This is a genomic window from Pantoea sp. X-Soil-ISGK-421 (assembly GCF_059730785.1).
In genome coordinates this window covers 285,156-308,953 of the sequence record NZ_AP035979.1, presented here as the reverse complement: position 1 = coordinate 308,953, position 23,798 = coordinate 285,156, and the positions used below count along the sequence as shown (strand labels likewise).

Here is a 23,798-nt window from a genome sequence, read left to right as displayed (position 1 = left end):
TACCATTAAAAACGAAAATGGTTTCCAGCATTAATGCGATTGTGGAGAAGTTATGGCAACCCCTGTGCCCGTGAAACGCGGCAAGAAACCTCGTGCTACAACCACCACCACCAGCGCGCCCGTCGGCGGGCAAGTTCAATCTCTTACGCGCGGCTTGCGCCTGCTGGAGCTGATTGCCGAATCGCATGGCAGTGTGGCGCTTACTGAACTGGCGCAACAGGCCGGTTTACCCAACTCCACCACGCATCGTCTGCTCTCCACCATGCAGCAACAGGGCTTTGTGCATCAGGTCGGTGATTTAGGCTTATGGACTATTGGTTCGCATGCTTTTGTGGTGGGCAGCAGCTTTCTGCAAAGTCGCAATCTGCTGGCGATTGTGCATCCGCTGCTGCGCAAGCTGATGGAGGATGCGGGCGAAACGGTGAATCTGGCGGTGTTGGATCTCAGCGATTATCAGGCGGTAATTATCGACCAGGTACAGTGTACCCAGTTGATGCGCATGTCCGCGCCGATTGGCGGCAAGCTGCCGATGCATGCGTCCGGCGCGGGTAAAGCGTTCCTGGCACATCTTAGCGATGAGCAAGTGACCGCGCTGCTGCATCAAAAAGGGCTGCACCATTACACGCCGAAAACGCTGATCTCCCCGCACAGCCTCAAGGAAAATCTGGCGCTGATTCGTAAGATGGGTTTTTCACATGATGATGAAGAACACGCGCTCGGCCTGCGTTGCGTGGCGGCACCGATTTATGACGAGCACGGCGAACCCTTCGCCGCTATTTCCATTTCTGGCCCGATTGCACGCATGACCGACGACCGCATCACTGAATTGGGGGCGCTGGTGATCCGCGCCGCCAAACAGGTGACGCAAACCTATTCTGGCCGCTAAGCGGCCACCGAGGCATAGCGCGCGCTGAAACGCTGGCTGGCGCGCCAGGCAATCACCTCTTCAATATGCCCTTCGCGGATGCGCGTTTGTAGCGCGCGCCACCAGTTGGGATCAAACAGCTGCGAATGCAAAGCCTGCAGCAGTTTGCCGGTCGCCGGTTCGCTGCATAGCGCATAGCGAAAGGTCTCCGGGAACACATCATCCGGCCCCACGCTGTACCACGGCTCGGCCTGCAGCTCATCTTCTTCGTAGCGCGCCTGCGGTACATCGCGGAACACCAGCTCGCTCATCGGACGGATTTCATCGTAATCGTAAAACACCACGCGGCCGTGACGCGTCATGCCAAAGTTTTTATACAGCATGTCGCCGGGGAAAATATTCGCTGCCGCCAGCTGGCGAATCGCATCGCCATATTCGCCAATTGCGTGCTGCCGTTGTTCCGGCGAAGCCTGAGCCAGCCACAGATTGAGCGGCTCCATGCGGCGCTCCAGCCACAAATGGCGGATGATCACCACATCGTCGCGCACCTCCAGCTTCTCAGGTATGTCGCGTTCAAACTCCGCCATCAGCTCGGCGGGAATACGCGCGCGCGGTAACGCAAAGTGTTCGAACTCCTGCGTATCCGCCATGCGACCGACGCGGTCATGCTCTTTGACCATGCGATAGCAATCGCGCACCTGCGCATCGGTAACCTCTTTTTGCGGTGCGAAGCGGTCTTTAATCACCTTAAATACGCGATCAAAACCTGGCAGCGTGAACACCATCATCACCATGCCGCGGATGCCGGGTGCAATGGTGAAATCTTCCTCGCTATGCGCCAGATAGTGCAGATATTCACGATAACATTCGGTTTTACCGTGCTTCTGGCAGCCAATCGCCATGTAGCGCTCAGCCACGGTTTTCCCCGGCAGAATCGGGTGCAGCCACGCCACCAGCGCAGCCGGTACCGGCGCATAAACCATGAAATAGGCGCGGGCGAAGCCAAACACGATGCTGGCATCATCACTATCAGTAAGACACGTATCGATCCATAAACGACCGGCATCATCGCGCTGAATCGGCAGTAAACAGGGCACCATGCCGTCGCTGAGCTGCAGCCGTGCAACAATCCACGCGGTTTTGTTGCGGTAAAACAGCTCGCTGGCGACATCCAGCGTCGCCGTCGCTAATTGTGCAGCCCCAAACTGCTCGTGCAGATGACGCACAATCCAGCCGATGTCGCGCGTTTGATCCTGCCACGTCAGGCGCAGCGGCATGTCATTCAGCACCTGACGCAGCATCTCCTGCCAATTCTGCTGTGGGCGATAGAGTCGCGACAACGGGCGCTGCGCAACGGGTGCCGCCGCATAAGGCTGTGACGGAAAGATAAACAAGCGTTCGGGCGACAGATGGCTGTGGCCCTGTAAGCGGCAATAGACCGAATTGAAGAAGCTTTCGGCGATTTCATGGCGCGGATAACCGGGCAGCAAGGTTTCATAATGGCTTTTCACCCGCAGCCAGAACGCTTCGTCCCAGTGCGACGTATCGTTGAGCACGCGCAGTTGATGAGTGACCAGGCCAACGTGGTGATCGTAAAGACGGATGCGCGCCTTCATTGCCTGCTGCACCGCGTGCCAGTCAGCCTGCTCGAAGCGCTGTTGCGCGCCGGCGGTGATATCCAGAAAGCGACCATACTGGGCGTCAAAACCTTGCAGAATGGTGTGGGCGATCAGCGATTCTCTCGGTGTCATCGGCAACGCTCCGGCAGATAATGCCCATCCGTGGACCAGTGAGTGGGTCGAAACACTGCGTTCAATCCCCGCACATTCCGTAGCGGCGCGATTTATCGCGCAATGAATTGCGCCGCTACGATGTCTGCACTCAGTACTAGAACTGAGCGGCTTCGGTGGAGCCGGTTAACGCGGTGACTGAAGATGCTCCGCCCTGAATCACGTTGGTTACGCGATCGAAATAGCCAGTGCCGACTTCCTGCTGATGCGATGAGAAGGTGTAGCCCTTATCGCGCGCCGCAAACTCCGGTTGCTGCACTTTTTCCACGTAATGCCGCATGCCTTCGCCCTGCGCATACGCGTGTGCCAGATCGAACATGTTGAACCACATGCTGTGAATACCGGCCAAGGTGATGAACTGGAAGCGATAGCCCATTTCGCTCAGCGCCTGCTGGAAACGCGCGATGGTGCGATCGTCGAGGTTCTTCTTCCAGTTAAATGATGGCGAACAGTTATAGGCCAGCAGCTTGCCGGGATACTGCGCATGAATCGCGTCGGCAAAGCGCTGCGCCATGTCGAGATCCGGCGTTGAAGTTTCACACCACAGCACGTCGGCATAGGGCGCATACGACAGCCCGCGACTGATCGCCTGCTCAATCCCGGCGTGCGTGCGGAAGAAGCCTTCCGAGGTGCGCTCGCCGGTAATGAACGCCGCATCGCGCGGGTCGCAGTCTGAGGTGATCAGATCGGCGGCATCGGCATCGGTGCGCGCCAGCAATACTGTCGGCACGTTCATTACATCTGCGGCCAAACGTGCCGCCACCAGTTTCTGAATCGCTTCCTGCGTTGGCACTAATACTTTGCCGCCCATGTGGCCGCACTTCTTCACCGCCGCCAGTTGGTCTTCAAAATGCACCGCGCCCGCACCGGCCTGAATCATCGCTTTCATCAACTCAAAGGCGTTGAGTACGCCGCCAAAGCCCGCTTCCGCATCGGCGACAATCGGCAGGAAGTAATCGATGAAGGCTTCATCGTCTGGCGATATGCCGCTGGCCCACTGAATCTGATCGGCACGTTGGAAGCTCTGGTTTATGCGCTCCACCACATTCGGCACTGAATTCACCGGATACAACGATTGATCGGGATACATCTGCCCGGCCAGGTTAGCATCCGCTGCCACCTGCCAGCCGGAGAGATAAATCGCTTCTATGCCAGCTTTCGCCTGCTGCACCGCTTGTCCGCCGGTTAACGCACCGAGGCTGTTGATATAGCCTTTGCTCGATTCACCATTGAGCAACGACCAGAGTTTGGTAGCGCCGCGCTCCGCCAGCGTGCAGACGGGATTGACCGAACCGCGCAGGTTGATAACGTCTTCCGCACTGTACGGACGGGTAATGCCTTCCCAGCGTGTATCTGTCCAGCTCGATTCCAGTTGTTTGATCTGTTGCGTACGATTCATCGTCATATCTCCAGGTTCAAGGCAGCAGGCGGTAGCCCGGCAGAGTGAGGAAGGAAACCAGCTGGTTATCGGTGGTAATTTGCGTCATCAGCGCGGCGGCATCGTCGAAGCGTCCATTTTGAAAACGTTCCGCGCCAACGGTGTGCTGCAACGCGGCCAGCTCTTCCTCCAGCAGCCGTTCAAACAGCGCTACCGTGACCGGTTGGCCATCGCTGAGAATTTGTTTGTGATGAATCCATTGCCAGATAGAGGTGCGGGCAATTTCAGCGGTGGCGGCATCTTCCATCAGACCATCAATCGGTACGCAGCCGTTGCCGCTGATCCAGGCTTCCAGATAGTGCAGCGCCACGCGAATGTTGGCACGCATGCCCGCTTCGGTGCGCTTGCCGCGACACGGTGCCAGCAGACGTTCGGCGGTGATGGGTGCATCCTGCTCGCGCGTGACCTGCAGTTGATTGGGCTTATCGCCCAGCCGACGGTCAAACTCCTCCATCGCGATGTCTGCCAGGCCGGGATGCGCCACCCAGGTTCCGTCGTGACCGTTGCCCGCTTCACGCGCTTTATCTTCCTGCACCTTCTGCGTCACCCATAAATTGCGCTCTGCATCTTTGCTCGGAATCAACGCCGACATGCCGCCCATCGCCAGTGCGCCACGACGATGGCAGGTTCGGATCAGCAGGCGCGAATAGGCATCGAGGAATGGCTGATCCATGCTGATTTGCTGGCGATCCGGCAGGATACGATCAGGATGCTGGCCCAGCGTTTTGATGTAGCTGAAGATGTAATCCCAGCGGCCACAGTTCAGGCCAACCACGTGATCGCGCAATTCCCACAGGATCTCATCCATCTGGAATACCGCCGGCAGCGTTTCGATCAACACCGTGGCTTTGATGGTGCCGCGTGGCAGATCGAAGCGATCTTCACTAAAGCGGAAGATCTCACGCCACCATGCGACTTCAGCGGCATATTCAGTTTTCGGCAAGTAGAACCACGGTGCGTGACCTTTCTCCAGCAGCGCGTCAACGTTGTGGAAAAAGTAGAGCGCGAAGTCGAACAATCCGCCGGGAATGGCCCGATCGCGCCACTCAACATGCTTTTCATTCAGATGCAGACCACGTACCCGACACATCAGCAGCGCGGGATTGGCGCGCAGCTGGTAGATCTTGCCGGTTTCGCTGGTAAAACTCAGCGTGCCATTGACCGCATCGCGCAGGGTTAATTGCCCATCAACCAGCTTCTGCCACGTTGGCGCCAGTGAATCTTCAAAGTCCGCCATGAAGACGTTGACGTTCGCATTGAGTGCGTTGATCACCATTTTGCGATCCGGCGGGCCGGTGATCTCCACGCGGCGATCTTGTAACAGCGAGGGAATCGGACGAACCTGCCATGCACTTTCACGAATGGAAGTGGTTTCCGAATCAAATCCAGGCAGATCACCTTGATCGTAACGCTGCTGGCGTTGCTGGCGTGCTTTCAGTAGACGCTCACGCTCGGGTGCAAAGCGCACCACTAATGCGTGGACGAAGTCGATTGCTTCTGGGGTAAGCAGCTGCTTTTCCGCGTGGGTAAAGGGCTGGCTGAAGGTTAGCGTATTGCTGATAACCGAGTCTGTCATGCGGGCTGCCTCCTGGGTTGATCTGTCGTGTAACGACTGGATCCGGATGTAGGGTGTTTTTTAACCTGCAGGATCAGAGCATAATGGTTTTTATTTTATTTTCAAAAACTATTTCCATTTTAATTCTTATAGCAATTTATACGATTGATAAATATGTAATTTAAACTCTCGAATTAAAGGCAATAGATTCCACTCAAGAACAGAAGATAAAAAAAAGCCGCGCTAGCTTTTGGCTATCGCGGCAGGTTCGAACGAGGTATTGGGTTTATTCGAGTGTTGGATTCATACGGCGCAGATCGAACGGCGTGATCTGATAAACGTAGTAGTTCAGCCAATTGGAGAACAGCAGGTTACCATGGCTGCGCCAGGTGGCACGCGGCGGCAGTTCTGGATTGTCCTGCGGGAAGTAGTTGAAGGGCACTTCCGGTAACAGGCCAGCATCGTAATCGCGGTGATATTCGCCTGAGAGCGTCAAGGCATCGTACTCAGGATGGCCGGTGACAAACGCCAGACGCTTGTCTTTGCTTGCCATAAGGTACGCGCCGGTGGATTCCGATTCGGCAAATAGCTCAAGATCAGTGTAATCGCGGATCAGTTGGCTTGGGAAATCGGCATAGCGTGAATGGGGCGCCAGGAAGTTGTCGTCAAAACCACGCGTCAGCAAGGCGTGAGGATGCAGAATTTGATGTTCATAGACGCCGGACAATTTGTTCTGTCGTGTTTGTTTAGGAATGCCATACAGAATGTTCAGTGCTGCCTGAACCGCCCAACAGACAAAGAGCGTGGAGGTAACGTGTTCATTCGCCCAATGCAGCACGCGCTGAATCTGCGGCCAATAAGCGACATCATTGAAATCGACCAATCCCAGCGGCGCGCCGGTCACAATCAGTCCATCAAAGTTATCGTTTTGGATGTCTTCAAAGTTGCAGTAGAAATTGTTCAAATGCTCCGTCGGCGTGTTGCGCGACTCGCGGCTATCGATGCGCAGTAGCTGTACATCAATCTGCAACGGTGAGTTAGAGAGCAGACGCAGGAACTGGTTTTCCGTTTCAATCTTCTTTGGCATCAGGTTAAGAATCAGCACTTTTAGCGGACGGATCTCCTGAACACTGGCGCGCGACGACGTCATGACAAAGACGTTTTCATCACGCAAAAAATTCACTGCCGGTAATTCGTCGGGAATCCTGATTGGCATAACCTGCTCACCTCTTACTTATAACCATATAAACGTTTAGACATCCAGATGCCCGACATTAGCCTGGTATGCTGCGAATGTCGAGTCTTCATGCAGTTTATGAAAATGTTTCAGCTTTAAGTTTTTTTGGGATGAAGCGCTAAGAGTTTATAAAAATTTGAGGCGTATAGGGGCTGGTTTTTTAGCTATTTACGTTAATTTTATGCAGATAATTGCGCCAAAATCCTGCAATCTTGCCGATCTGCAGACGTAAAAAAGCCCCGAACTTCCGTTCGGGGCTTCTTCACCTGATTGATGCCTGGCAGTTCCCTACTCTCGCATGGGGAGACCCCACACTACCATCGGCGCTACGGCGTTTCACTTCTGAGTTCGGCATGGGGTCAGGTGGGACCACCGCGCTAAAGCCGCCAGGCAAATTCTTTTGCTCACGCCGCCCTCGCGGGCCGCGCAAATCTATCCGGTAAAACAAGCTGAAAATCAGGTCTCTCAGACCAAAACGCCTCTGGCGTTGTAAGGTTAAGCCTCACGGGTCATTAGTACCGGTTAGCTCAACGCATCGCTGCGCTTACACATCCGGCCTATCAACGTCGTAGTCTTCAACGTCCCTTCAGGACTCTCAAGGAGTCAGGGAGAACTCATCTCGGGGCAAGTTTCGTGCTTAGATGCTTTCAGCACTTATCTTTTCCGCACTTAGCTACCGGGCAATGCCATTGGCATGACAACCCGAACACCAGTGGTGCGTTCACTCCGGTCCTCTCGTACTAGGAGCAACCCCCCTCAATTCTCCAGCGCCCACGGCAGATAGGGACCGAACTGTCTCACGACGTTCTAAACCCAGCTCGCGTACCACTTTAAACGGCGAACAGCCGTACCCTTGGGACCTACTTCAGCCCCAGGATGTGATGAGCCGACATCGAGGTGCCAAACACCGCCGTCGATATGAACTCTTGGGCGGTATCAGCCTGTTATCCCCGGAGTACCTTTTATCCGTTGAGCGATGGCCCTTCCATTCAGAACCACCGGATCACTATGACCTGCTTTCGCACCTGCTCGAGCCGTCACTCTCGCAGTCAAGCTGGCTTATGCCATTGCACTAACCTCCTGATGTCCGACCAGGATTAGCCAACCTTCGTGCTCCTCCGTTACTCTTTGGGAGGAGACCGCCCCAGTCAAACTACCCACCAGACACTGTCCGCAGCCCGGATTACGGGCCTACGTTAGAACATCAAACATTAAAGGGTGGTATTTCAAGGTTGGCTCCACGCAGACTGGCGTCCACGCTTCAAAGCCTCCCACCTATCCTACACATCAAGGCTCAATGTTCAGTGTCAAGCTATAGTAAAGGTTCACGGGGTCTTTCCGTCTTGCCGCGGGTACACTGCATCTTCACAGCGATTTCAATTTCACTGAGTCTCGGGTGGAGACAGCCTGGCCATCATTACGCCATTCGTGCAGGTCGGAACTTACCCGACAAGGAATTTCGCTACCTTAGGACCGTTATAGTTACGGCCGCCGTTTACCGGGGCTTCGATCAAGAGCTTCTCCTTGCGGATAACCCCATCAATTAACCTTCCGGCACCGGGCAGGCGTCACACCGTATACGTCCACTTTCGTGTTTGCACAGTGCTGTGTTTTTAATAAACAGTTGCAGCCAGCTGGTATCTTCGACTGGCTTCGGCTCGGGGAGCAAGTCCCTCTACCTACGCGCCAGCGTGCCTTCTCCCGAAGTTACGGCACCATTTTGCCTAGTTCCTTCACCCGAGTTCTCTCAAGCGCCTTGGTATTCTCTACCTGACCACCTGTGTCGGTTTGGGGTACGATTTCGTGTTACCTGGAGCTTAGAGGCTTTTCCTGGAAGCAGGGCATCAGTTACTTCACCACCGTGGTGGCTCGTCGTCACGCCTCAGCCTTAAGACACCCCGGATTTACCAAAGGTGTCAGCCTACACGCTTAAACCGGGACAACCGTCGCCCGGATAACCTAGCCTTCTCCGTCCCCCCTTCGCAGTAACACCAAGTGCAGGAATATTAACCTGCTTCCCATCGACTACGCTTTTCAGCCTCGCCTTAGGGGTCGACTCACCCTGCTCCGATTAACGTTGAACAGGAACCCTTGGTCTTCCGGCGAGCGGGCTTTTCACCCGCTTTATCGTTACTTATGTCAGCATTCGCACTTCTGATACCTCCAGCATGCCTCACAGCACACCTTCAACGGCTTACAGAACGCTCCCCTACCCAACAACGCATACGCGTCGCTGCCGCAGCTTCGGTGCATGGTTTAGCCCCGTTACATCTTCCGCGCAGGCCGACTCGACCAGTGAGCTATTACGCTTTCTTTAAATGATGGCTGCTTCTAAGCCAACATCCTGGCTGTCTGTGCCTTCCCACATCGTTTCCCACTTAACCATGACTTTGGGACCTTAGCTGGCGGTCTGGGTTGTTTCCCTCTTCACGACGGACGTTAGCACCCGCCGTGTGTCTCCCGTGATAACATTCTTCGGTATTCGCAGTTTGCATCGGGTTGGTAAGCCGGGATGGCCCCCTAGCCGAAACAGTGCTCTACCCCCGAAGATGAGTTCACGAGGCGCTACCTAAATAGCTTTCGGGGAGAACCAGCTATCTCCCGGTTTGATTGGCCTTTCACCCCCAGCCACAAGTCATCCGCTAATTTTTCAACATTAGTCGGTTCGGTCCTCCAGTTAGTGTTACCCAACCTTCAACCTGCCCATGGCTAGATCACCGGGTTTCGGGTCTATACCCTGCAACTTAACGCCCAGTTAAGACTCGGTTTCCCTGCGGCTCCCCTATACGGTTAACCTTGCTACAGAATATAAGTCGCTGACCCATTATACAAAAGGTACGCAGTCACCCCCATAAATGGAGGCTCCCACTGCTTGTACGTACACGGTTTCAGGTTCTGTTTCACTCCCCTCGCCGGGGTTCTTTTCGCCTTTCCCTCACGGTACTGGTTCACTATCGGTCAGTCAGGAGTATTTAGCCTTGGAGGATGGTCCCCCCATATTCAGACAGGATACCACGTGTCCCGCCCTACTCTTCGAACTCACAGAATGTGCACTTTCGTGTACGGGGCTATCACCCGGTATCGCGCGACTTTCCAGACGCTTCCACTAACGCACAAACTGATTCAGGTTCTGGGCTGTTCCCCGTTCGCTCGCCGCTACTGGGGGAATCTCGGTTGATTTCTTTTCCTCTGGGTACTTAGATGTTTCAGTTCCCCAGGTTCGCCTCGCAACACTATGTATTCATGTTGCGATGATGCACTGAGTGCACCGGGTTTCCCCATTCGGACATCGTCGGCTGTAGCGGTTCATATCACCTTACCGACGCTTTACGCAGATTAGCACGTCCTTCATCGCCTCTGACTGCCAGGGCATCCACCGTGTACGCTTAGTCGCTTAACCTCACAACCCACAGGCGTTTTTCAACGCTGCAGACTGCAAGCATTTGAGAGACTCGAACATGTCGTTATTCATTTCCTATTACGGAGAAATGAGCCAACACGTCGTTTCAATTTTCAGCTTGTTCCGGATTGTTAAAGAGCAATATCTCAAACATGACGGTTACGTCAGTTTTGAGATATTTCGTGGAGACACCTTTCACCTGTCACCAAGCAAGTGGCGTCCCCTAGGGGATTCGAACCCCTGTTGCCGCCGTGAAAGGGCGGAGTCCTAACCGCTAGACGAAGGGGACACGATGTGTCACGACTTCGCAGCCGTCTTGCTCATTACTTTCTATCAGACAATCTGTGTGAGCACTACGCGGGAAGGTATCTTCAGGTAAGGAGGTGATCCAACCGCAGGTTCCCCTACGGTTACCTTGTTACGACTTCACCCCAGTCATGAATCACAAAGTGGTAAGCGCCCTCCCGAAGGTTAAGCTACCTACTTCTTTTGCAACCCACTCCCATGGTGTGACGGGCGGTGTGTACAAGGCCCGGGAACGTATTCACCGTAGCATTCTGATCTACGATTACTAGCGATTCCGACTTCACGGAGTCGAGTTGCAGACTCCGATCCGGACTACGACGCACTTTATGAGGTCCGCTTGCTCTCGCGAGGTCGCTTCTCTTTGTATGCGCCATTGTAGCACGTGTGTAGCCCTACTCGTAAGGGCCATGATGACTTGACGTCATCCCCACCTTCCTCCAGTTTATCACTGGCAGTCTCCTTTGAGTTCCCGGCATTACCCGCTGGCAACAAAGGATAAGGGTTGCGCTCGTTGCGGGACTTAACCCAACATTTCACAACACGAGCTGACGACAGCCATGCAGCACCTGTCTCAGAGTTCCCGAAGGCACCAAAGCATCTCTGCTAAGTTCTCTGGATGTCAAGAGTAGGTAAGGTTCTTCGCGTTGCATCGAATTAAACCACATGCTCCACCGCTTGTGCGGGCCCCCGTCAATTCATTTGAGTTTTAACCTTGCGGCCGTACTCCCCAGGCGGTCGACTTAACGCGTTAGCTCCGGAAGCCACTCCTCAAGGGAACAACCTCCAAGTCGACATCGTTTACGGCGTGGACTACCAGGGTATCTAATCCTGTTTGCTCCCCACGCTTTCGCACCTGAGCGTCAGTCTTTGTCCAGGGGGCCGCCTTCGCCACCGGTATTCCTCCAGATCTCTACGCATTTCACCGCTACACCTGGAATTCTACCCCCCTCTACAAGACTCTAGCCTGCCAGTTTCGAATGCAGTTCCCAGGTTAAGCCCGGGGATTTCACATCCGACTTGACAGACCGCCTGCGTGCGCTTTACGCCCAGTAATTCCGATTAACGCTTGCACCCTCCGTATTACCGCGGCTGCTGGCACGGAGTTAGCCGGTGCTTCTTCTGCGGGTAACGTCAATCGGTAAGGTTATTAACCTTACCGCCTTCCTCCCCGCTGAAAGTACTTTACAACCCGAAGGCCTTCTTCATACACGCGGCATGGCTGCATCAGGCTTGCGCCCATTGTGCAATATTCCCCACTGCTGCCTCCCGTAGGAGTCTGGACCGTGTCTCAGTTCCAGTGTGGCTGGTCATCCTCTCAGACCAGCTAGGGATCGTCGCCTAGGTGAGCCATTACCCCACCTACTAGCTAATCCCATCTGGGCACATCCGATGGTGTGAGGCCCGAAGGTCCCCCACTTTGGTCTTGCGACGTTATGCGGTATTAGCTACCGTTTCCAGTAGTTATCCCCCTCCATCGGGCAGTTTCCCAGACATTACTCACCCGTCCGCCACTCGTCACCCAAGGAGCAAGCTCCTCTGTGCTACCGTTCGACTTGCATGTGTTAGGCCTGCCGCCAGCGTTCAATCTGAGCCATGATCAAACTCTTCAATTTAAGTTTGATTTGCTGCAACGAGTGCAGCGATGCTCATCTGTAAAACGTCATAATGAATTTCATTATGTGTTCACTCGTGAGACTTGATATTTTTTGCGTCCGGAGACGCTGATATCAATCCTGCGAGTGCCCACACAGATTGTCTGATAAATTGTTAAAGAGCGTTGCGAGCAGCGGGTTAACCGTCTGTCGCGAGGTGGCGTATATTACGCTTTCCTCCTTCGGAGTCAAACACTTTTTTTTCAGCGTTTTCATCCGGCGGAAGTTCTTTCGAAACTTCCTCATCAACACCACATTTCGTAAACCGTTGTGCCGTGTTGATGGATGCGCATTATAGGGAGTTGTTCTCAGGGCGCAACCGCTAAATTCAATAAAAACAACCGTTCGCTGCATTCCACAGCAAAACCCCGCCTTATACGCAGTTACACACATAGTTATCCACACTCTGCTGCACAAATGAATTTAGGCGAGCATCACGCAAACGTTTTCGCTACAATGCCCGGCGACGTCAAGGATGCCCCTTTTGGGGCGTTACATGAGGCAAGTGATTCCTTCTATATAGAAGAGAAGCACTAAGCTTGATGTAACGCTCTTTTTTACGCGAAACAAAGCCAAGGGATAAAACCACCATGCAACAACGTCGTCCTGTACGCCGCGCTCTGCTCAGTGTCTCTGATAAAGCCGGTATCCTCGAATTTGCTCAGGCACTCTCCAGTCGTGGTGTTGAGCTGCTCTCCACAGGCGGTACTGCACGTCTGCTGGCAGATGCGGGCCTGCCCGTCACCGAAGTTTCTGACTACACCGGTTTCCCGGAAATGATGGATGGACGCGTCAAAACGCTGCACCCAAAAGTGCATGGCGGCATTTTGGGGCGTCGTGGTCAGGATGATGCGATTATGGCTGAACACGCCATTAATCCTATCGATATGGTGGTAGTGAACCTTTATCCCTTTGCCCAAACCGTTGCCAAACCCGATTGCTCATTAGCGGATGCGGTCGAGAACATCGACATTGGTGGCCCAACGATGGTTCGCTCCGCGGCGAAGAACCACAAAGACGTGGCGATTGTGGTGAAGAGCAGCGATTACAAGGCGATTATTGCTGAGCTGGATGCCAACGAAAACTCGCTCACGCTAGAAACACGTTTTGATCTGGCCATTAAAGCCTTCGAACATACCGCCGCTTACGACAGCATGATTGCCAACTACTTCGGTAGCCTGGTACCAGCCTATCATGGCGACAGCAAAGAACCTGCTGGCCGCTTCCCGCGCACGCTCAACCTTAACTTCATTAAGAAGCAGGATATGCGTTACGGCGAGAACAGCCATCAGGATGCAGCCTTCTATATAGAAGAGAATGTGGCTGAAGCGTCTATTGCCACCGCGCAGCAGGTTCAGGGCAAAGCACTCTCCTACAACAATATCGCCGATACCGATGCCGCACTCGAATGTGTGAAAGAGTTCGACGAAGCCGCTTGCGTGATCGTCAAACATGCTAACCCTTGCGGTGTGGCGGTTGGCGGTTCGATTCTCGACGCTTACGAGCGAGCCTACAAGACTGACCCGACTTCTGCTTTTGGCGGCATCATCGCCTTCAACCGCGAGCTGGACGAAGCCACCGCGCAGGCGATCATCAGCCGTCAGTTTGTTGAAGTGATCATCGCCCCATCCGCCAGCGAAGCTGCATTGAAAGTCACCGCCGCCAAGCAGAACGTACGCGTTCTGGTGTGTGGTCAGTGGCAAGGCCGTGTCGCTGCGCTGGATTTCAAACGTGTAAACGGCGGCGTGCTGGTCCAGGATCGCGATCTGGGCATGGTTGATGCCAGCCAGCTGCGCGTTGTTAGCAAGCGTCAGCCAACTGAACAGGAACTGCGTGACGCGTTGTTCTGCTGGAAAGTGGCGAAGTTCGTTAAATCCAATGCCATCGTTTATGCGCGTGACAATATGACCATCGGCATTGGCGCCGGTCAGATGAGCCGCGTTTACTCGGCCAAAATTGCCGGCATTAAAGCGGGTGACGAAGGTTTGGAAGTGAAAGGTTCAGCGATGGCTTCTGACGCCTTCTTCCCATTCCGAGACGGTATCGATGCCGCAGCAGCGGTCGGCATCAGCTGCGTGATTCAACCGGGTGGTTCAATCCGTGATGATGAAGTGATTGCCGCCGCTGATGAGCACGGCATCGCGATGATCTTTACCGACATGCGTCATTTCCGCCATTAATTGTTGGGAGCAGTACTGATGAAAATTTTAGTGATTGGTAATGGCGGACGTGAACACGCACTGGCGTGGAAAGCAGCACAGTCGCCACTGGCGGAAACGGTGTTTGTCGCGCCAGGCAATGCGGGCACCGCGCTGGAACCGGCTCTGCAAAACGTGGCAATCAGCGCTACCGACGTTCCCGCGCTGCTGGCTTTTGCGCAGCAGGAAAAAATCGATCTGACCATCGTGGGACCGGAAGCGCCACTGGTGATTGGCGTAGTTGATGCGTTCCGTGCTGCAGGTCTGAAGATCTTTGGCCCAACGCAAGCCGCTGCCCAGTTAGAAGGCTCAAAAGCCTTCACCAAAGATTTCCTCGCGCGTCAGCAGATTCCCACTGCCGAATACCAAAACTTCACCGAAGTGGAGCCTGCGCTGGCATATCTGCGTGAGAAAGGCGCACCGATCGTCATCAAAGCGGACGGCCTTGCGGCAGGTAAAGGCGTGATCGTGGCGATGGAGCTGGCTGAAGCAGAAGCAGCAGTACAAGACATGCTGGCTGGCAATGCGTTCGGCGATGCCGGTCACCGCATCGTGATCGAAGAGTTCCTGGATGGCGAAGAAGCCAGCTTCATCGTGATGGTTGATGGCAACAATGTGCTGCCGATGGCCACCAGCCAGGATCACAAGCGCGTTGGCGATGGTGATACCGGTCCGAATACCGGCGGCATGGGCGCTTACTCTCCGGCACCCGTGGTGACCGATGAGATCCACCAGCGCGTGATGGATCAAATCATCTGGCCAACCGTTAACGGCATGAAAGCAGAAGGCAACATCTACACCGGTTTCCTGTATGCCGGTTTGATGATCGATAAAGCTGGTCAGCCAAAAGTGATCGAGTTCAACTGCCGTTTTGGCGATCCCGAAACTCAGCCCATCATGCTGCGTCTGCAGTCGGATCTGGTTGCGCTGTGTCTGGCTGCTACAGATGGCAAACTGGATCAGCAGACCTCGCAATGGGATCCGCGTCCATCATTAGGCGTGGTATTAGCGGCAGGTGGTTATCCGGGCGATTACACCACTGGCGATCAGATTCACGGTCTGCCGCTGGAAGAAGTGCCGGACGGGAAAGTCTTCCACGCCGGTACTACCATGAAAGACGATTTGGTGGTAACCAACGGTGGCCGCGTGTTGTGCGTAACTGCGCTGGGTGACGACGTTGCCGCGGCGCAGAAAAACGCTTATGCGCTGGCGCAACATATCTCATGGGATGGCAGCTTCTGCCGTCGCGATATCGGCTACCGCGCGATTAACCGCAAATAAGTATGCAAAGGGGCACAGCACGTGCCCCTTCTCTTATTCACACGTCAGAAATCGCTCTCTTTTGGCTGCCAGCTGCATTCGTCATCTGGCGTAGCACGTAGCAGCTGCACGCCTTCCGGCGCTTCCAGCCACGACACCATCAATGGCGCAGACTGCATCTTTTGCTGGCGAGCTAGCGCATAAATCGTGTCGCGATCAAAGGCCGCATTCACCACCTTGTCGTCGCACGCTCGTACCTGATTGCCGCCCAACCAGTGCCCCTGCCGCAGCAGTACACGACCTTCCAGCAACGCATTACTTTGATCCAACATGCGCTGCGCATCGAAACGGTATAACTCAACACTATCAGCGCTAACCGCCTCACGTCGTCCCGCCAACTGGCGCTGCATGAAATTAAGATTGCCCTGGTGATCGAAGCGTAAGGTGACATCGTCTGGCTGTGCGCCAGCAATGCGCCGTTCAACGCTAATCAGCTTCTGCTGCTGCCAGTTGTAATCGGTTGTCTCCATCGCATCGCCATTGAACGGTGTGAAAACAGTGCGCAGATGCACAGCTTGATGATCGTTATTTTTGCGCCAAATGCGCACGGTGCCGCGGTCGGCCAGATAGCCGCTCGCCGTAAAGGCAGGAAGATCAGAAGTGGAGCTACAGCCCGTGAGCAGCGCACCGAACAACAGGGCGCAAATGCGCTGTGAAAATGGATTCAGCATGGCAGGTCCCGGCAACAAAAAGGGGCGCTAACGCCCCCTCTTTTCAAGCTAAACCGCAATGCGGAAACTTACTTAACAGCGTCTTTCAGAGCTTTGCCTGAAACGAATGCTGGCACGTTAGCCGCAGCAATTTTGATCTCTTTGCCAGTCTGCGGGTTGCGACCGGTACGCTCAGCGCGGTGGTTCACTTTAAAAGTACCAAAACCAACCAGTTGTACAGCATCACCTTCTTTCAGAGACTCAGTGATCGCAGCCAGGGTAGATTCCAGCGCAGTCTTAGCCTGGGTTTTAGACAGGTCAGCTTTCTCTGCGATCACATCAATCAGTTGAGTCTTGTTCATAAGTTATCCTTAAAGTGTATTTATCGCTTGCTAAGCAACGAGTGCGAGGGAAAAGCCCTTCTCAGGCCTTGTTCAGCCAGCACGCACCGATAGCCACAATTTTCAGCCCCCCAAATGTAGACCAGACAGGGGGCCGATGTGAAGCCTCCAGGCGCGGTAATTCGGGCCTGAAGTCACGTTTTATTGCCTTATTGCTGAAAAAGTATACCGATGTTACTGATTCCCGCTTCGCGCAGGTCTGCACGCAGGCCTTTAATCAATTCCAGGTCGCGCTCCTCGCACTCGGACAGCAGGCGGAAAATCTCCCACTGCAGGTCCCATTCATCGATGACGGCCTGATTTTCACGCAGCTCTTCGTCGGTCATTTCGCGGCCAGCCTGGGTCATTTCCAGAATCGCTACGGTAGTGATCGAGGTGCGGCTAACTTCAACCGCGTGCTCCAGCGTTTCACCGCTGAGTTGAGCATGCAGTAATTCACTCAATGCCACGCAGGCATCGATCGCTGGATGCACACCGTAAACCTCGAAATCGTCACCGTCAGGAATAGCCGCTTCAAATTTCTCCAGCTGACCGTCGAAATTGATTTTGGCATCTTTGACCGTCAGGCTTTCCCAAATGAGATCGAGGATACGACGATAGAGTTGCGGATCGGCGAATTCGGTCTGCTGACAGAAAGCCCAATAGTTAGGGAACATACGCTCGCAGAGACAGGCCATAAAAGTCATATGCTGCCAGCTTTCAAGCTTCGCCAGACGCAAATGGACGGGATTCTGTAACATCAAACTTACTCTCAATAGGTTAGCTGGCGGCAGTGTACCGCAAAAGCCGGGCGCAAACAGCGTTAAGGCGTATTTTGCCAACGCAGAAAGGCCGGGCGTCCAGAGGCTACGGCATCCGCCCAGCGCGTCGGTTCCGGCAAACGGTAACCCGCCGTACAGGTTTCAACCCAATGCAATGCACTATCCAGGCTGACGCGATGGCCTGTTGAGATAAACAGCGGATTACAGCGTGCTTTACTGCGCCACACCCAGCCAATCTGTTCACCCTTGTCCACCAGCGGCTGGCGGCTGCCAGGCTCAGCGTCCAGTTCCGCAAAGCGCCCACACAAACGCTTCTTCGCCACTCCAATGGTCGGCACATCCACCAGCGAACCAAAATGCGCGGCCACGCCAAGCCGACGGGGATGGGAAATACCATGGCCATCAACAAACAGCAGATCGGGCAGTTGGGAGAGCTGCTGCCACGCTTCCAGCAGCGCCGGCATTTCACGGAAGGATAAGAAGCCTGGAATATACGGCATGGTGGTGGCCACGCGCGCAATGCGATGCTCTACCAGCGTTAAAGAAGGGTATTCGAGGATAACCAGGGCAGCACGAGTGATCTCCCCGCCCTGCTCAAAACCGACATCGGCACCACCAATAAAGCGCGGCGGCAGCACGTCGAAATCATCCTGCCGCACCACATCAGCAGCGCGTTGTAACTGTTCCTGGCGGAGTGCGGCTAAATCCACGATCAGGCCTGATGATAAGGACGTGACAGGCGGTGCACCGCTTCCACAAACGTACCAGCATGTTCCGGTGGTACGTCGGGATGGATGCCGTGACCAAGGTTAAATACGTGACCTTCGCCGGCGCCAAAACCTTCAAGAATACCCGCCACTTCCTGCTCAATGCGCGCTGGCGGAGCATACAGCATGGAGGGATCCATGTTGCCCTGCAGCGCCACTTTGTCTCCTACACGACGACGCGCATCCGCTATATCGGTAGTCCAGTCCAGTCCCAGCGCATCACAGCCAGTCGCGGCGATCGCTTCCAGCCATTGGCCGCCACCTTTGGTGAACAGCGTAATCGGTACACGACGGCCTTCGTTCTCGTGCAGCACGCTATCAACGATTTTGTGCATATAATACAGCGAGAATTCGCGATAGTCGCGTCCGGTCAGCACGCCGCCCCAGGTATCGAACACCATGATTGACTGCGCACCGGCTTTGATCTGCGCATTCAGATAGAGAATCACGCTGTCCGCCAGCTTATCCAGCAGCTTGTGCAGGGTTTGCGGCTCGGCATACATCATCTTTTTAATTTTGGTGAAGGCTTTGCTACTGCCGCCTTCAACCATGTAGGTCGCCAGCGTCCACGGACTGCCGGAGAAGCCGATCAGCGGCACTTCGCCTTTCAGGTTGTGACGAATGGTACGCACCGCGTTCATCACATAACCCAGTTCTTGCTCGGGGTCCGGCACTGGCAGCTTGTCGACATCCGCACGGCAGGTGATCGGATTGGAGAAGCGCGGGCCTTCGCCGGTCTCAAAGTAGAGCCCAAGGCCCATCGCATCTGGAATAGTAAGAATGTCGCTGAAGAGGATCGCCGCATCCAGCGCATAGCGACGCAGCGGTTGCAGCGTGACTTCACACGCTAGCTCAGCATTCTTACACAGCGACATAAAATCACCGGCCTCAGCGCGCGTGGCTTTGTACTCCGGCAAATAACGCCCGGCTTGTCGCATCATCCATACCGGCGTGACATCTACCGGCTGACGTAACAGGGCGCGCAGATAACGATCGTTCTTCAGTTCACTCATAATGGGCTCTCTCATGCTAAGGCCGGCAGTGTAGCATTTTCACGTCGCGCTGGCGCGACACAGGGCAACGGTATCTTCAATCAGACGACGTGCAACGGTGCCGGGCGGCGGCAGCAGCGGCAAATCGTCATAACGATACCAACCGGCATCCAGCAGCTCTTTGCCATCGTGTTGCAGATCGCCGCCGTCATATTCAGCCATGTATGCCACCATTAATGACTGCGGAAACGGCCAGGGCTGCGAGGTTACGTAACGCACATTTTTGACCCGGACGTTGCTCTCCTCCATGACTTCCCGCGCCACCGCTTGTTCTAATGTTTCGCCCACTTCGACGAAACCCGCCAGCACGGTATAGATGTTGTTACGATGACGCGCATGATTAGCGAGTAGGATCTCATCGCCACGGCGGATGGCGACGATGATGCACGGTGCAATTTGCGGGTAATAGCGTTCGCGACAGTGATTGCACAAACAGGCAAATTCGCGCTTACTGATGTGCATCTCATGGCCACAATAGCCGCACCAGCGATGCGATCGGTAAAACTCCGCCAACTGCACGCCACGCCCGGCAATTTGGAACAGGCCCACATCCTCATCAATCAGTTGGCGCACTGAGCCCATGCTGTCCGGACGCGATTCGCGTACCAGCCAGACATTCTCGCCCTGCCATTCGCCAATTAACATACCGCTGCTACCACTGAGTCCAAACTCAATGGATAAGCCATACGGCAACTCGCCTTGCGGCAACCAAAGTTTTTGCTCATGGCTGACAATCCACCATCCAGCGTCTAAGCTTGAGATCTCACGTTGCATCTTAATCGTTGTCCTTAGCGTCAAACCGCACGCTGAAACCCTAATATTAAGTGTGTAATAAACAACTATAACCTACCTGGAGCCCCATATGCTTAACCAGTTAGATGACCTGACACAGCGTGTAGGCGGCGGAAATGAATTGGTTGATTCATGGTTGCGTGCCCGCAGACAGTTGCTCGTCACGTACTATGAGCTTGTTGGCATGAAGCCGCAAAAAGATGCGTTAACCACGCTGGATGAACAGGCGCTTGATGCCTTCTGCCACAATCTGGTGGACTACCTTTCAACCGGTCATTTCAGCGTGTATGAACACATCATCAGCGAGATGCAGGGAGATAACCCACTGATGGTTGCTGCGCAGATCTATCCGGCACTCGAGGCGAATACAGACCACATGATGCAGCTCTATGACAGCCACCTGCAGCAAGCTATCAACGACGATAATTGCGTAGATTTTCAAACGGCGCTCTCTGAAGTCGGTGAAGTGCTGGAGTCGCGCTTCACGCTTGAAGATAAACTGGTGCAACTCGCATGGGATAATCAGCTCGCAAGACTGCCGGTTGCCAACGACAGCATCATTGCCCGCCCGGCCTGAATGCCTTCAGTTGTAAAAAACTTGTTATTCCAGAAAAGCCCTCTTATGCTGAAAGGGCTTTTTTAATGTCTTCTTTAACGACAATAAAGAGTCAAATTTTGCGATATAAGCGTAGCGTGCGCAGCGAGTTCACGCTCGGACAGCGCGCAGGGACCGGAGCGTACACGTAGTACGTGACGGTCACGAGCACTGCCCAGGCGTGAAATAGCAAGCAAAGTAGCTTATATCGTAAAACATCAACTTGTCGGAGTGCCCAATGGGGCTGAGACCGTTAATTCGGGATCCGCGGAACCTGATCAGGTTAGTACCTGCGAAGGGAACAAGAGTAGACATCATCAGCACGATGTACGTTGGCGCCCAGCATCGTTTCTGTTACTCCTTCCGAACTCTGGACAAGCAACTTCCAACTTTCACAGGAAAATTGCTATGTCTGCTGTTAAAACCTCTCGTCGTGAACAACGTGCCCAGGCACAAGAATTTATCGATTCCCTGCAGGGAACCGCTTTCCCTAACTCGAAACGCATCTGGATCACCGGCAGCCGCGCGGATATTCGTGTACCGATGCGCGAGATACAGCTGAGCCCGACGCACATCGGCGGCAGCAAAGATAATCCACAGTACGAACAGAATGAAGCGGTACCGGTCTATGACACTGCCGGTGCTTACGGCGATCCTGAAGCGGCGATCAATGTACATCAGGGACTCGCCAGGCTGCGCGCCGACTGGATCGAAGAACGCGGCGACAGCGAAACCATCCACCAGCTGAGTTCACGCTACACCCAACAACGTCTGGCCGATGAAGGGCTCGATCACCTGCGCTTTGAGCATCTGCCACAACCGCGCCGTGCCAAAGCGGGTCGCTGCGTTACTCAACTGCACTATGCACGTCAGGGCATCATCACGCCGGAGATGGAGTTTATTGCGCTGCGTGAAAACATGGGCCGCGAGCGTATTCGTGGTGAAGTGCTGCTACAGCAGCATGCCGGTTACAGCTTTGGCGCCAATCTGCCGGACAATATCACCGCGGAATTTGTCCGTCAGGAAGTGGCCAGCGGCCGTGCCATCATCCCGAGCAACATTAACCATCCGGAAACCGAACCGATGATCATCGGTCGTAACTTTCTGGTAAAAGTGAATGCCAACATCGGTAACTCGGCGGTAAGTTCGTCAATTGAAGAAGAAGTGGAGAAGCTGGTGTGGTCAACGCGCTGGGGTGCAGATACCGTGATGGATCTCTCCACCGGCCGCTATATCCATGAAACGCGTGAATGGATTTTGCGTAACAGCCCGGTGCCGATCGGTACGGTACCGATTTATCAGGCGCTGGAAAAAGTAAATGGAATTGCGGAAGACCTCACCTGGGAGATTTTCCGCGACACGCTGCTGGAACAGGCGGAACAAGGTGTCGACTACTTCACCATCCACGCTGGCGTGCTGCTGCGCTACGTGCCGATGACGGCCAAACGTCTGACCGGTATTGTGTCGCGCGGCGGCTCGATTATGGCGAAATGGTGTTTGTCACATCACACCGAAAGCTTCCTCTATCTGCACTTCCGCGAGATTTGTGAAATTTGCGCCGCCTACGATGTGGCCCTGTCGCTTGGCGATGGCCTGCGTCCCGGTTCGATTCAGGATGCCAACGATGAGGCGCAATTTGCCGAACTGCATACGCTGGGTGAACTGACCAAAATCGCCTGGGAATATGATGTGCAGGTGATGATTGAAGGTCCTGGACACGTGCCGATGCAGATGATCCGTCGCAATATGACTGAACAACTCGAGCACTGCCACGCAGCACCGTTTTACACACTTGGCCCGCTCACCACGGATATCGCCCCCGGTTATGACCATTTCACTTCCGGTATCGGTGCCGCCATGATTGGCTGGTTTGGCTGTGCGATGTTGTGCTACGTGACGCCGAAAGAGCACCTCGGTTTACCGAATAAAGAAGATGTGAAGCAAGGCCTAATTACCTACAAGATAGCCGCACACGCGGCAGATCTGGCGAAAGGTCATCCGGGTGCGCAGATCCGCGACAATGCGATGTCGAAAGCGCGTTTTGAATTCCGCTGGGAAGATCAGTTCAATCTGGCGCTCGATCCGCACACCGCACGCGCCTATCACGATGAAACTCTGCCGCAGGAATCGGGAAAAGTGGCACACTTCTGCTCGATGTGCGGCCCGAAATTCTGCTCGATGAAAATTACTCAGGAAGTGCGTGAGTTTGCCGCCCGCCAACAGGCTGAAGCTCAGCCGATTGAAATGGGTATGGCGCAAATGTCGGATGCCTTCCGCCATCGTGGCGGCGAGCTCTATCACGCTGCCGATACCCTTAAAGAGGACAATGTATGACCGACGCCTTTCCTGCCACAGCGCCAAAATTGGGGCTGTATCCCGTTGTTGATAGCGTGGATTGGATCGCGCGCTTGCTGGAAGCCGGTGTGCGCACCATTCAGCTGCGCATTAAAGATTGCGAGGATCATGAGGTAGAAGATGCCGTACGCGAGGCGATTGCGCTCGGCAAACAGTATCGCGCCCGCTTGTTTATCAATGATTACTGGCGCTTAGCCATCAAATACCACGCTTATGGCGTACACCTCGGTCAAGAGGATCTTGATGTGGCCGATTTGGCGGCTATTCGTGAGGCGGGATTGCGTCTGGGTTTATCGACGCACGATGATGCCGAGCTGGATCGGGCTCTGGCGCTGCGCCCATCTTACATTGCACTTGGCCACATCTATCCGACGCAAACCAAAGACATGCCCTCTGCGCCACAGGGCGTGATGGAGTTGAAGCGTCATTTGGCGCGTTTGCAGGATGTGCCAACCGTGGCAATTGGCGGTATTTCACTGGCGCGCGTGCCTGAAGTACTGGCTACAGGCGTTGGCAGCATTGCGGTGGTGAGCGCGATTACCCAGGCCGGAGACTGGCGTGAGGCAACGCAGCAGTTGCTGGCATTAGTGGAAAATGGAATCGAACCTGCAGAAGCAATGTAATGCGTGGTAAGTGAGGAGAAAACGCTGGAATCTGTCGCGCA

The 23,798-nt window shown here is 54.5% G+C and carries 16 protein-coding genes, 1 tRNA gene, 3 rRNA genes and 1 riboswitch; of the genes, 6 read left to right on the top strand and 14 right to left on the bottom strand.

What is annotated here, in order from left to right; all coding sequences use genetic code 11:
- Nucleotides 1-52 precede the first annotated feature (52 nt).
- On the top strand, nt 53-886 hold the full coding sequence (gene iclR, locus AC6I8K_RS01390) for a glyoxylate bypass operon transcriptional repressor IclR (RefSeq protein ID WP_064737962.1): 834 nt from the start codon (nt 53-55) through the stop codon (nt 884-886).
- On the opposite strand, the gene aceK is transcribed toward iclR, so the two are convergent.
- The 8 genes from aceK to AC6I8K_RS01350 form a co-directional block, all read right to left on the bottom strand.
- A complete protein-coding gene (gene aceK, locus AC6I8K_RS01385; RefSeq protein ID WP_497826119.1) occupies nt 883-2,616 on the bottom strand; it encodes a bifunctional isocitrate dehydrogenase kinase/phosphatase in 1,734 nt (577 codons plus the stop codon). The genes iclR and aceK overlap by 4 nt on opposite strands.
- 136 nt (nt 2,617-2,752) lie before the next feature.
- Nucleotides 2,753-4,054, bottom strand: a complete 1,302-nt coding sequence (gene aceA / locus AC6I8K_RS01380) for an isocitrate lyase (RefSeq protein ID WP_497826118.1) — start codon at nt 4,052-4,054, stop codon at nt 2,753-2,755.
- A gap of 16 nt (nt 4,055-4,070) precedes the next feature.
- Complete coding sequence (gene aceB, locus AC6I8K_RS01375) at nt 4,071-5,669, bottom strand: malate synthase A (RefSeq protein ID WP_497826117.1); 1,599 nt, start codon at nt 5,667-5,669, stop codon at nt 4,071-4,073.
- A 265-nt stretch (nt 5,670-5,934) separates the two neighbouring features.
- Entirely contained in the window at nt 5,935-6,864 is a 930-nt protein-coding gene (gene metA, locus AC6I8K_RS01370) for a homoserine O-acetyltransferase MetA (protein ID WP_064737966.1), read from the bottom strand.
- A gap of 296 nt (nt 6,865-7,160) precedes the next feature.
- Nucleotides 7,161-7,276 (bottom strand): 5S ribosomal RNA (gene rrf, locus AC6I8K_RS01365).
- Between the two features lie 100 nt (nt 7,277-7,376).
- Nucleotides 7,377-10,285, bottom strand: a 23S ribosomal RNA gene (locus AC6I8K_RS01360).
- Nucleotides 10,286-10,499: 214 nt separating this feature from the next.
- Nucleotides 10,500-10,574, bottom strand: a tRNA-Glu gene (locus AC6I8K_RS01355).
- A gap of 87 nt (nt 10,575-10,661) precedes the next feature.
- Nucleotides 10,662-12,204, bottom strand: a 16S ribosomal RNA gene (locus AC6I8K_RS01350).
- Together the 16S, 23S and 5S rRNA genes with 1 tRNA gene alongside form the textbook arrangement of a ribosomal RNA operon.
- A 629-nt stretch (nt 12,205-12,833) precedes the next feature.
- Here AC6I8K_RS01350 and purH point away from each other — a divergent pair.
- Nucleotides 12,834-14,423: a bifunctional phosphoribosylaminoimidazolecarboxamide formyltransferase/IMP cyclohydrolase gene (purH, locus tag AC6I8K_RS01345; protein WP_497826116.1), complete on the top strand. Its 1,590-nt coding sequence runs from the start codon at nt 12,834-12,836 to the stop codon at nt 14,421-14,423.
- A gap of 18 nt (nt 14,424-14,441) precedes the next feature.
- Nucleotides 14,442-15,722 carry a phosphoribosylamine--glycine ligase gene (purD, locus tag AC6I8K_RS01340; protein WP_064741604.1) on the top strand — a complete coding sequence of 427 codons (1,281 nt, stop codon included), beginning with the start codon at nt 14,442-14,444 and terminating at the stop codon, nt 15,720-15,722.
- A 44-nt stretch (nt 15,723-15,766) separates the two neighbouring features.
- Here the strand turns inward: purD and AC6I8K_RS01335 are convergent, their stop codons facing one another.
- The 6 genes from AC6I8K_RS01335 to nudC all read right to left on the bottom strand — a co-directional run bounded on the left by AC6I8K_RS01335 (nt 15,767) and on the right by nudC (nt 20,166).
- A complete protein-coding gene (locus AC6I8K_RS01335) occupies nt 15,767-16,432 on the bottom strand; it encodes a DUF1481 domain-containing protein (protein ID WP_497826115.1) in 666 nt (221 codons plus the stop codon).
- 68 nt (nt 16,433-16,500) lie between these two features.
- Nucleotides 16,501-16,773, bottom strand: coding sequence for a nucleoid-associated protein HU-alpha (gene hupA, locus AC6I8K_RS01330; RefSeq protein WP_007886275.1), 273 nt, complete (start codon nt 16,771-16,773; stop codon nt 16,501-16,503).
- Between the two features lie 188 nt (nt 16,774-16,961).
- Nucleotides 16,962-17,552, bottom strand: coding sequence for a YjaG family protein (locus AC6I8K_RS01325; protein ID WP_008108422.1), 591 nt, complete (start codon nt 17,550-17,552; stop codon nt 16,962-16,964).
- 62 nt (nt 17,553-17,614) lie between these two features.
- Entirely contained in the window at nt 17,615-18,283 is a 669-nt protein-coding gene (nfi, locus tag AC6I8K_RS01320; protein WP_497826114.1) for a deoxyribonuclease V, read from the bottom strand.
- A 2-nt stretch (nt 18,284-18,285) separates the two neighbouring features.
- Nucleotides 18,286-19,353: a uroporphyrinogen decarboxylase gene (gene hemE / locus AC6I8K_RS01315; RefSeq protein ID WP_497826113.1), complete on the bottom strand. Its 1,068-nt coding sequence runs from the start codon at nt 19,351-19,353 to the stop codon at nt 18,286-18,288.
- Nucleotides 19,354-19,392: 39 nt separating this feature from the next.
- Nucleotides 19,393-20,166, bottom strand: a complete 774-nt coding sequence (nudC, locus tag AC6I8K_RS01310) for an NAD(+) diphosphatase (protein WP_064741600.1) — start codon at nt 20,164-20,166, stop codon at nt 19,393-19,395.
- A gap of 88 nt (nt 20,167-20,254) precedes the next feature.
- Here nudC and AC6I8K_RS01305 point away from each other — a divergent pair, with 88 nt between their 5' ends.
- From AC6I8K_RS01305 to thiE, 3 genes are all read left to right on the top strand, one after another.
- Complete coding sequence (locus AC6I8K_RS01305; RefSeq protein ID WP_064741599.1) at nt 20,255-20,761, top strand: Rsd/AlgQ family anti-sigma factor; 507 nt, start codon at nt 20,255-20,257, stop codon at nt 20,759-20,761.
- A 235-nt stretch (nt 20,762-20,996) separates the two neighbouring features.
- Nucleotides 20,997-21,097: riboswitch (TPP riboswitch) on the top strand.
- Between the two features lie 90 nt (nt 21,098-21,187).
- Nucleotides 21,188-23,113, top strand: coding sequence for a phosphomethylpyrimidine synthase ThiC (gene thiC / locus AC6I8K_RS01300; RefSeq protein WP_483816607.1), 1,926 nt, complete (start codon nt 21,188-21,190; stop codon nt 23,111-23,113).
- Entirely contained in the window at nt 23,110-23,757 is a 648-nt protein-coding gene (gene thiE / locus AC6I8K_RS01295; protein ID WP_483816606.1) for a thiamine phosphate synthase, read from the top strand. The genes thiC and thiE overlap by 4 nt, the downstream gene beginning before the upstream one ends.
- The last annotated feature ends 41 nt before the right edge of the window (nt 23,758-23,798 follow it).

Bases quoted from the DNA above. Each gene is read 5' to 3' on its own strand.
- iclR (WP_064737962.1), top strand. From the start codon at position 53: ATGGCAACCCCTGTGCCCGTGAAACGCGGCAAGAAACCTCGTGCTACA.
- aceK (WP_497826119.1), bottom strand. From the start codon at position 2,616: ATGACACCGAGAGAATCGCTGATCGCCCACACCATTCTGCAAGGTTTT.
- aceA (WP_497826118.1), bottom strand. From the start codon at position 4,054: ATGAATCGTACGCAACAGATCAAACAACTGGAATCGAGCTGGACAGAT.
- aceB (WP_497826117.1), bottom strand. From the start codon at position 5,669: ATGACAGACTCGGTTATCAGCAATACGCTAACCTTCAGCCAGCCCTTT.
- metA (WP_064737966.1), bottom strand. From the start codon at position 6,864: ATGCCAATCAGGATTCCCGACGAATTACCGGCAGTGAATTTTTTGCGT.
- purH (WP_497826116.1), top strand. From the start codon at position 12,834: ATGCAACAACGTCGTCCTGTACGCCGCGCTCTGCTCAGTGTCTCTGAT.
- purD (WP_064741604.1), top strand. From the start codon at position 14,442: ATGAAAATTTTAGTGATTGGTAATGGCGGACGTGAACACGCACTGGCG.
- AC6I8K_RS01335 (WP_497826115.1), bottom strand. From the start codon at position 16,432: ATGCTGAATCCATTTTCACAGCGCATTTGCGCCCTGTTGTTCGGTGCG.
- hupA (WP_007886275.1), bottom strand. From the start codon at position 16,773: ATGAACAAGACTCAACTGATTGATGTGATCGCAGAGAAAGCTGACCTG.
- AC6I8K_RS01325 (WP_008108422.1), bottom strand. From the start codon at position 17,552: ATGTTACAGAATCCCGTCCATTTGCGTCTGGCGAAGCTTGAAAGCTGG.
- hemE (WP_497826113.1), bottom strand. From the start codon at position 19,353: ATGAGTGAACTGAAGAACGATCGTTATCTGCGCGCCCTGTTACGTCAG.
- nudC (WP_064741600.1), bottom strand. From the start codon at position 20,166: ATGCAACGTGAGATCTCAAGCTTAGACGCTGGATGGTGGATTGTCAGC.
- AC6I8K_RS01305 (WP_064741599.1), top strand. From the start codon at position 20,255: ATGCTTAACCAGTTAGATGACCTGACACAGCGTGTAGGCGGCGGAAAT.
- thiC (WP_483816607.1), top strand. From the start codon at position 21,188: ATGTCTGCTGTTAAAACCTCTCGTCGTGAACAACGTGCCCAGGCACAA.
- thiE (WP_483816606.1), top strand. From the start codon at position 23,110: ATGACCGACGCCTTTCCTGCCACAGCGCCAAAATTGGGGCTGTATCCC.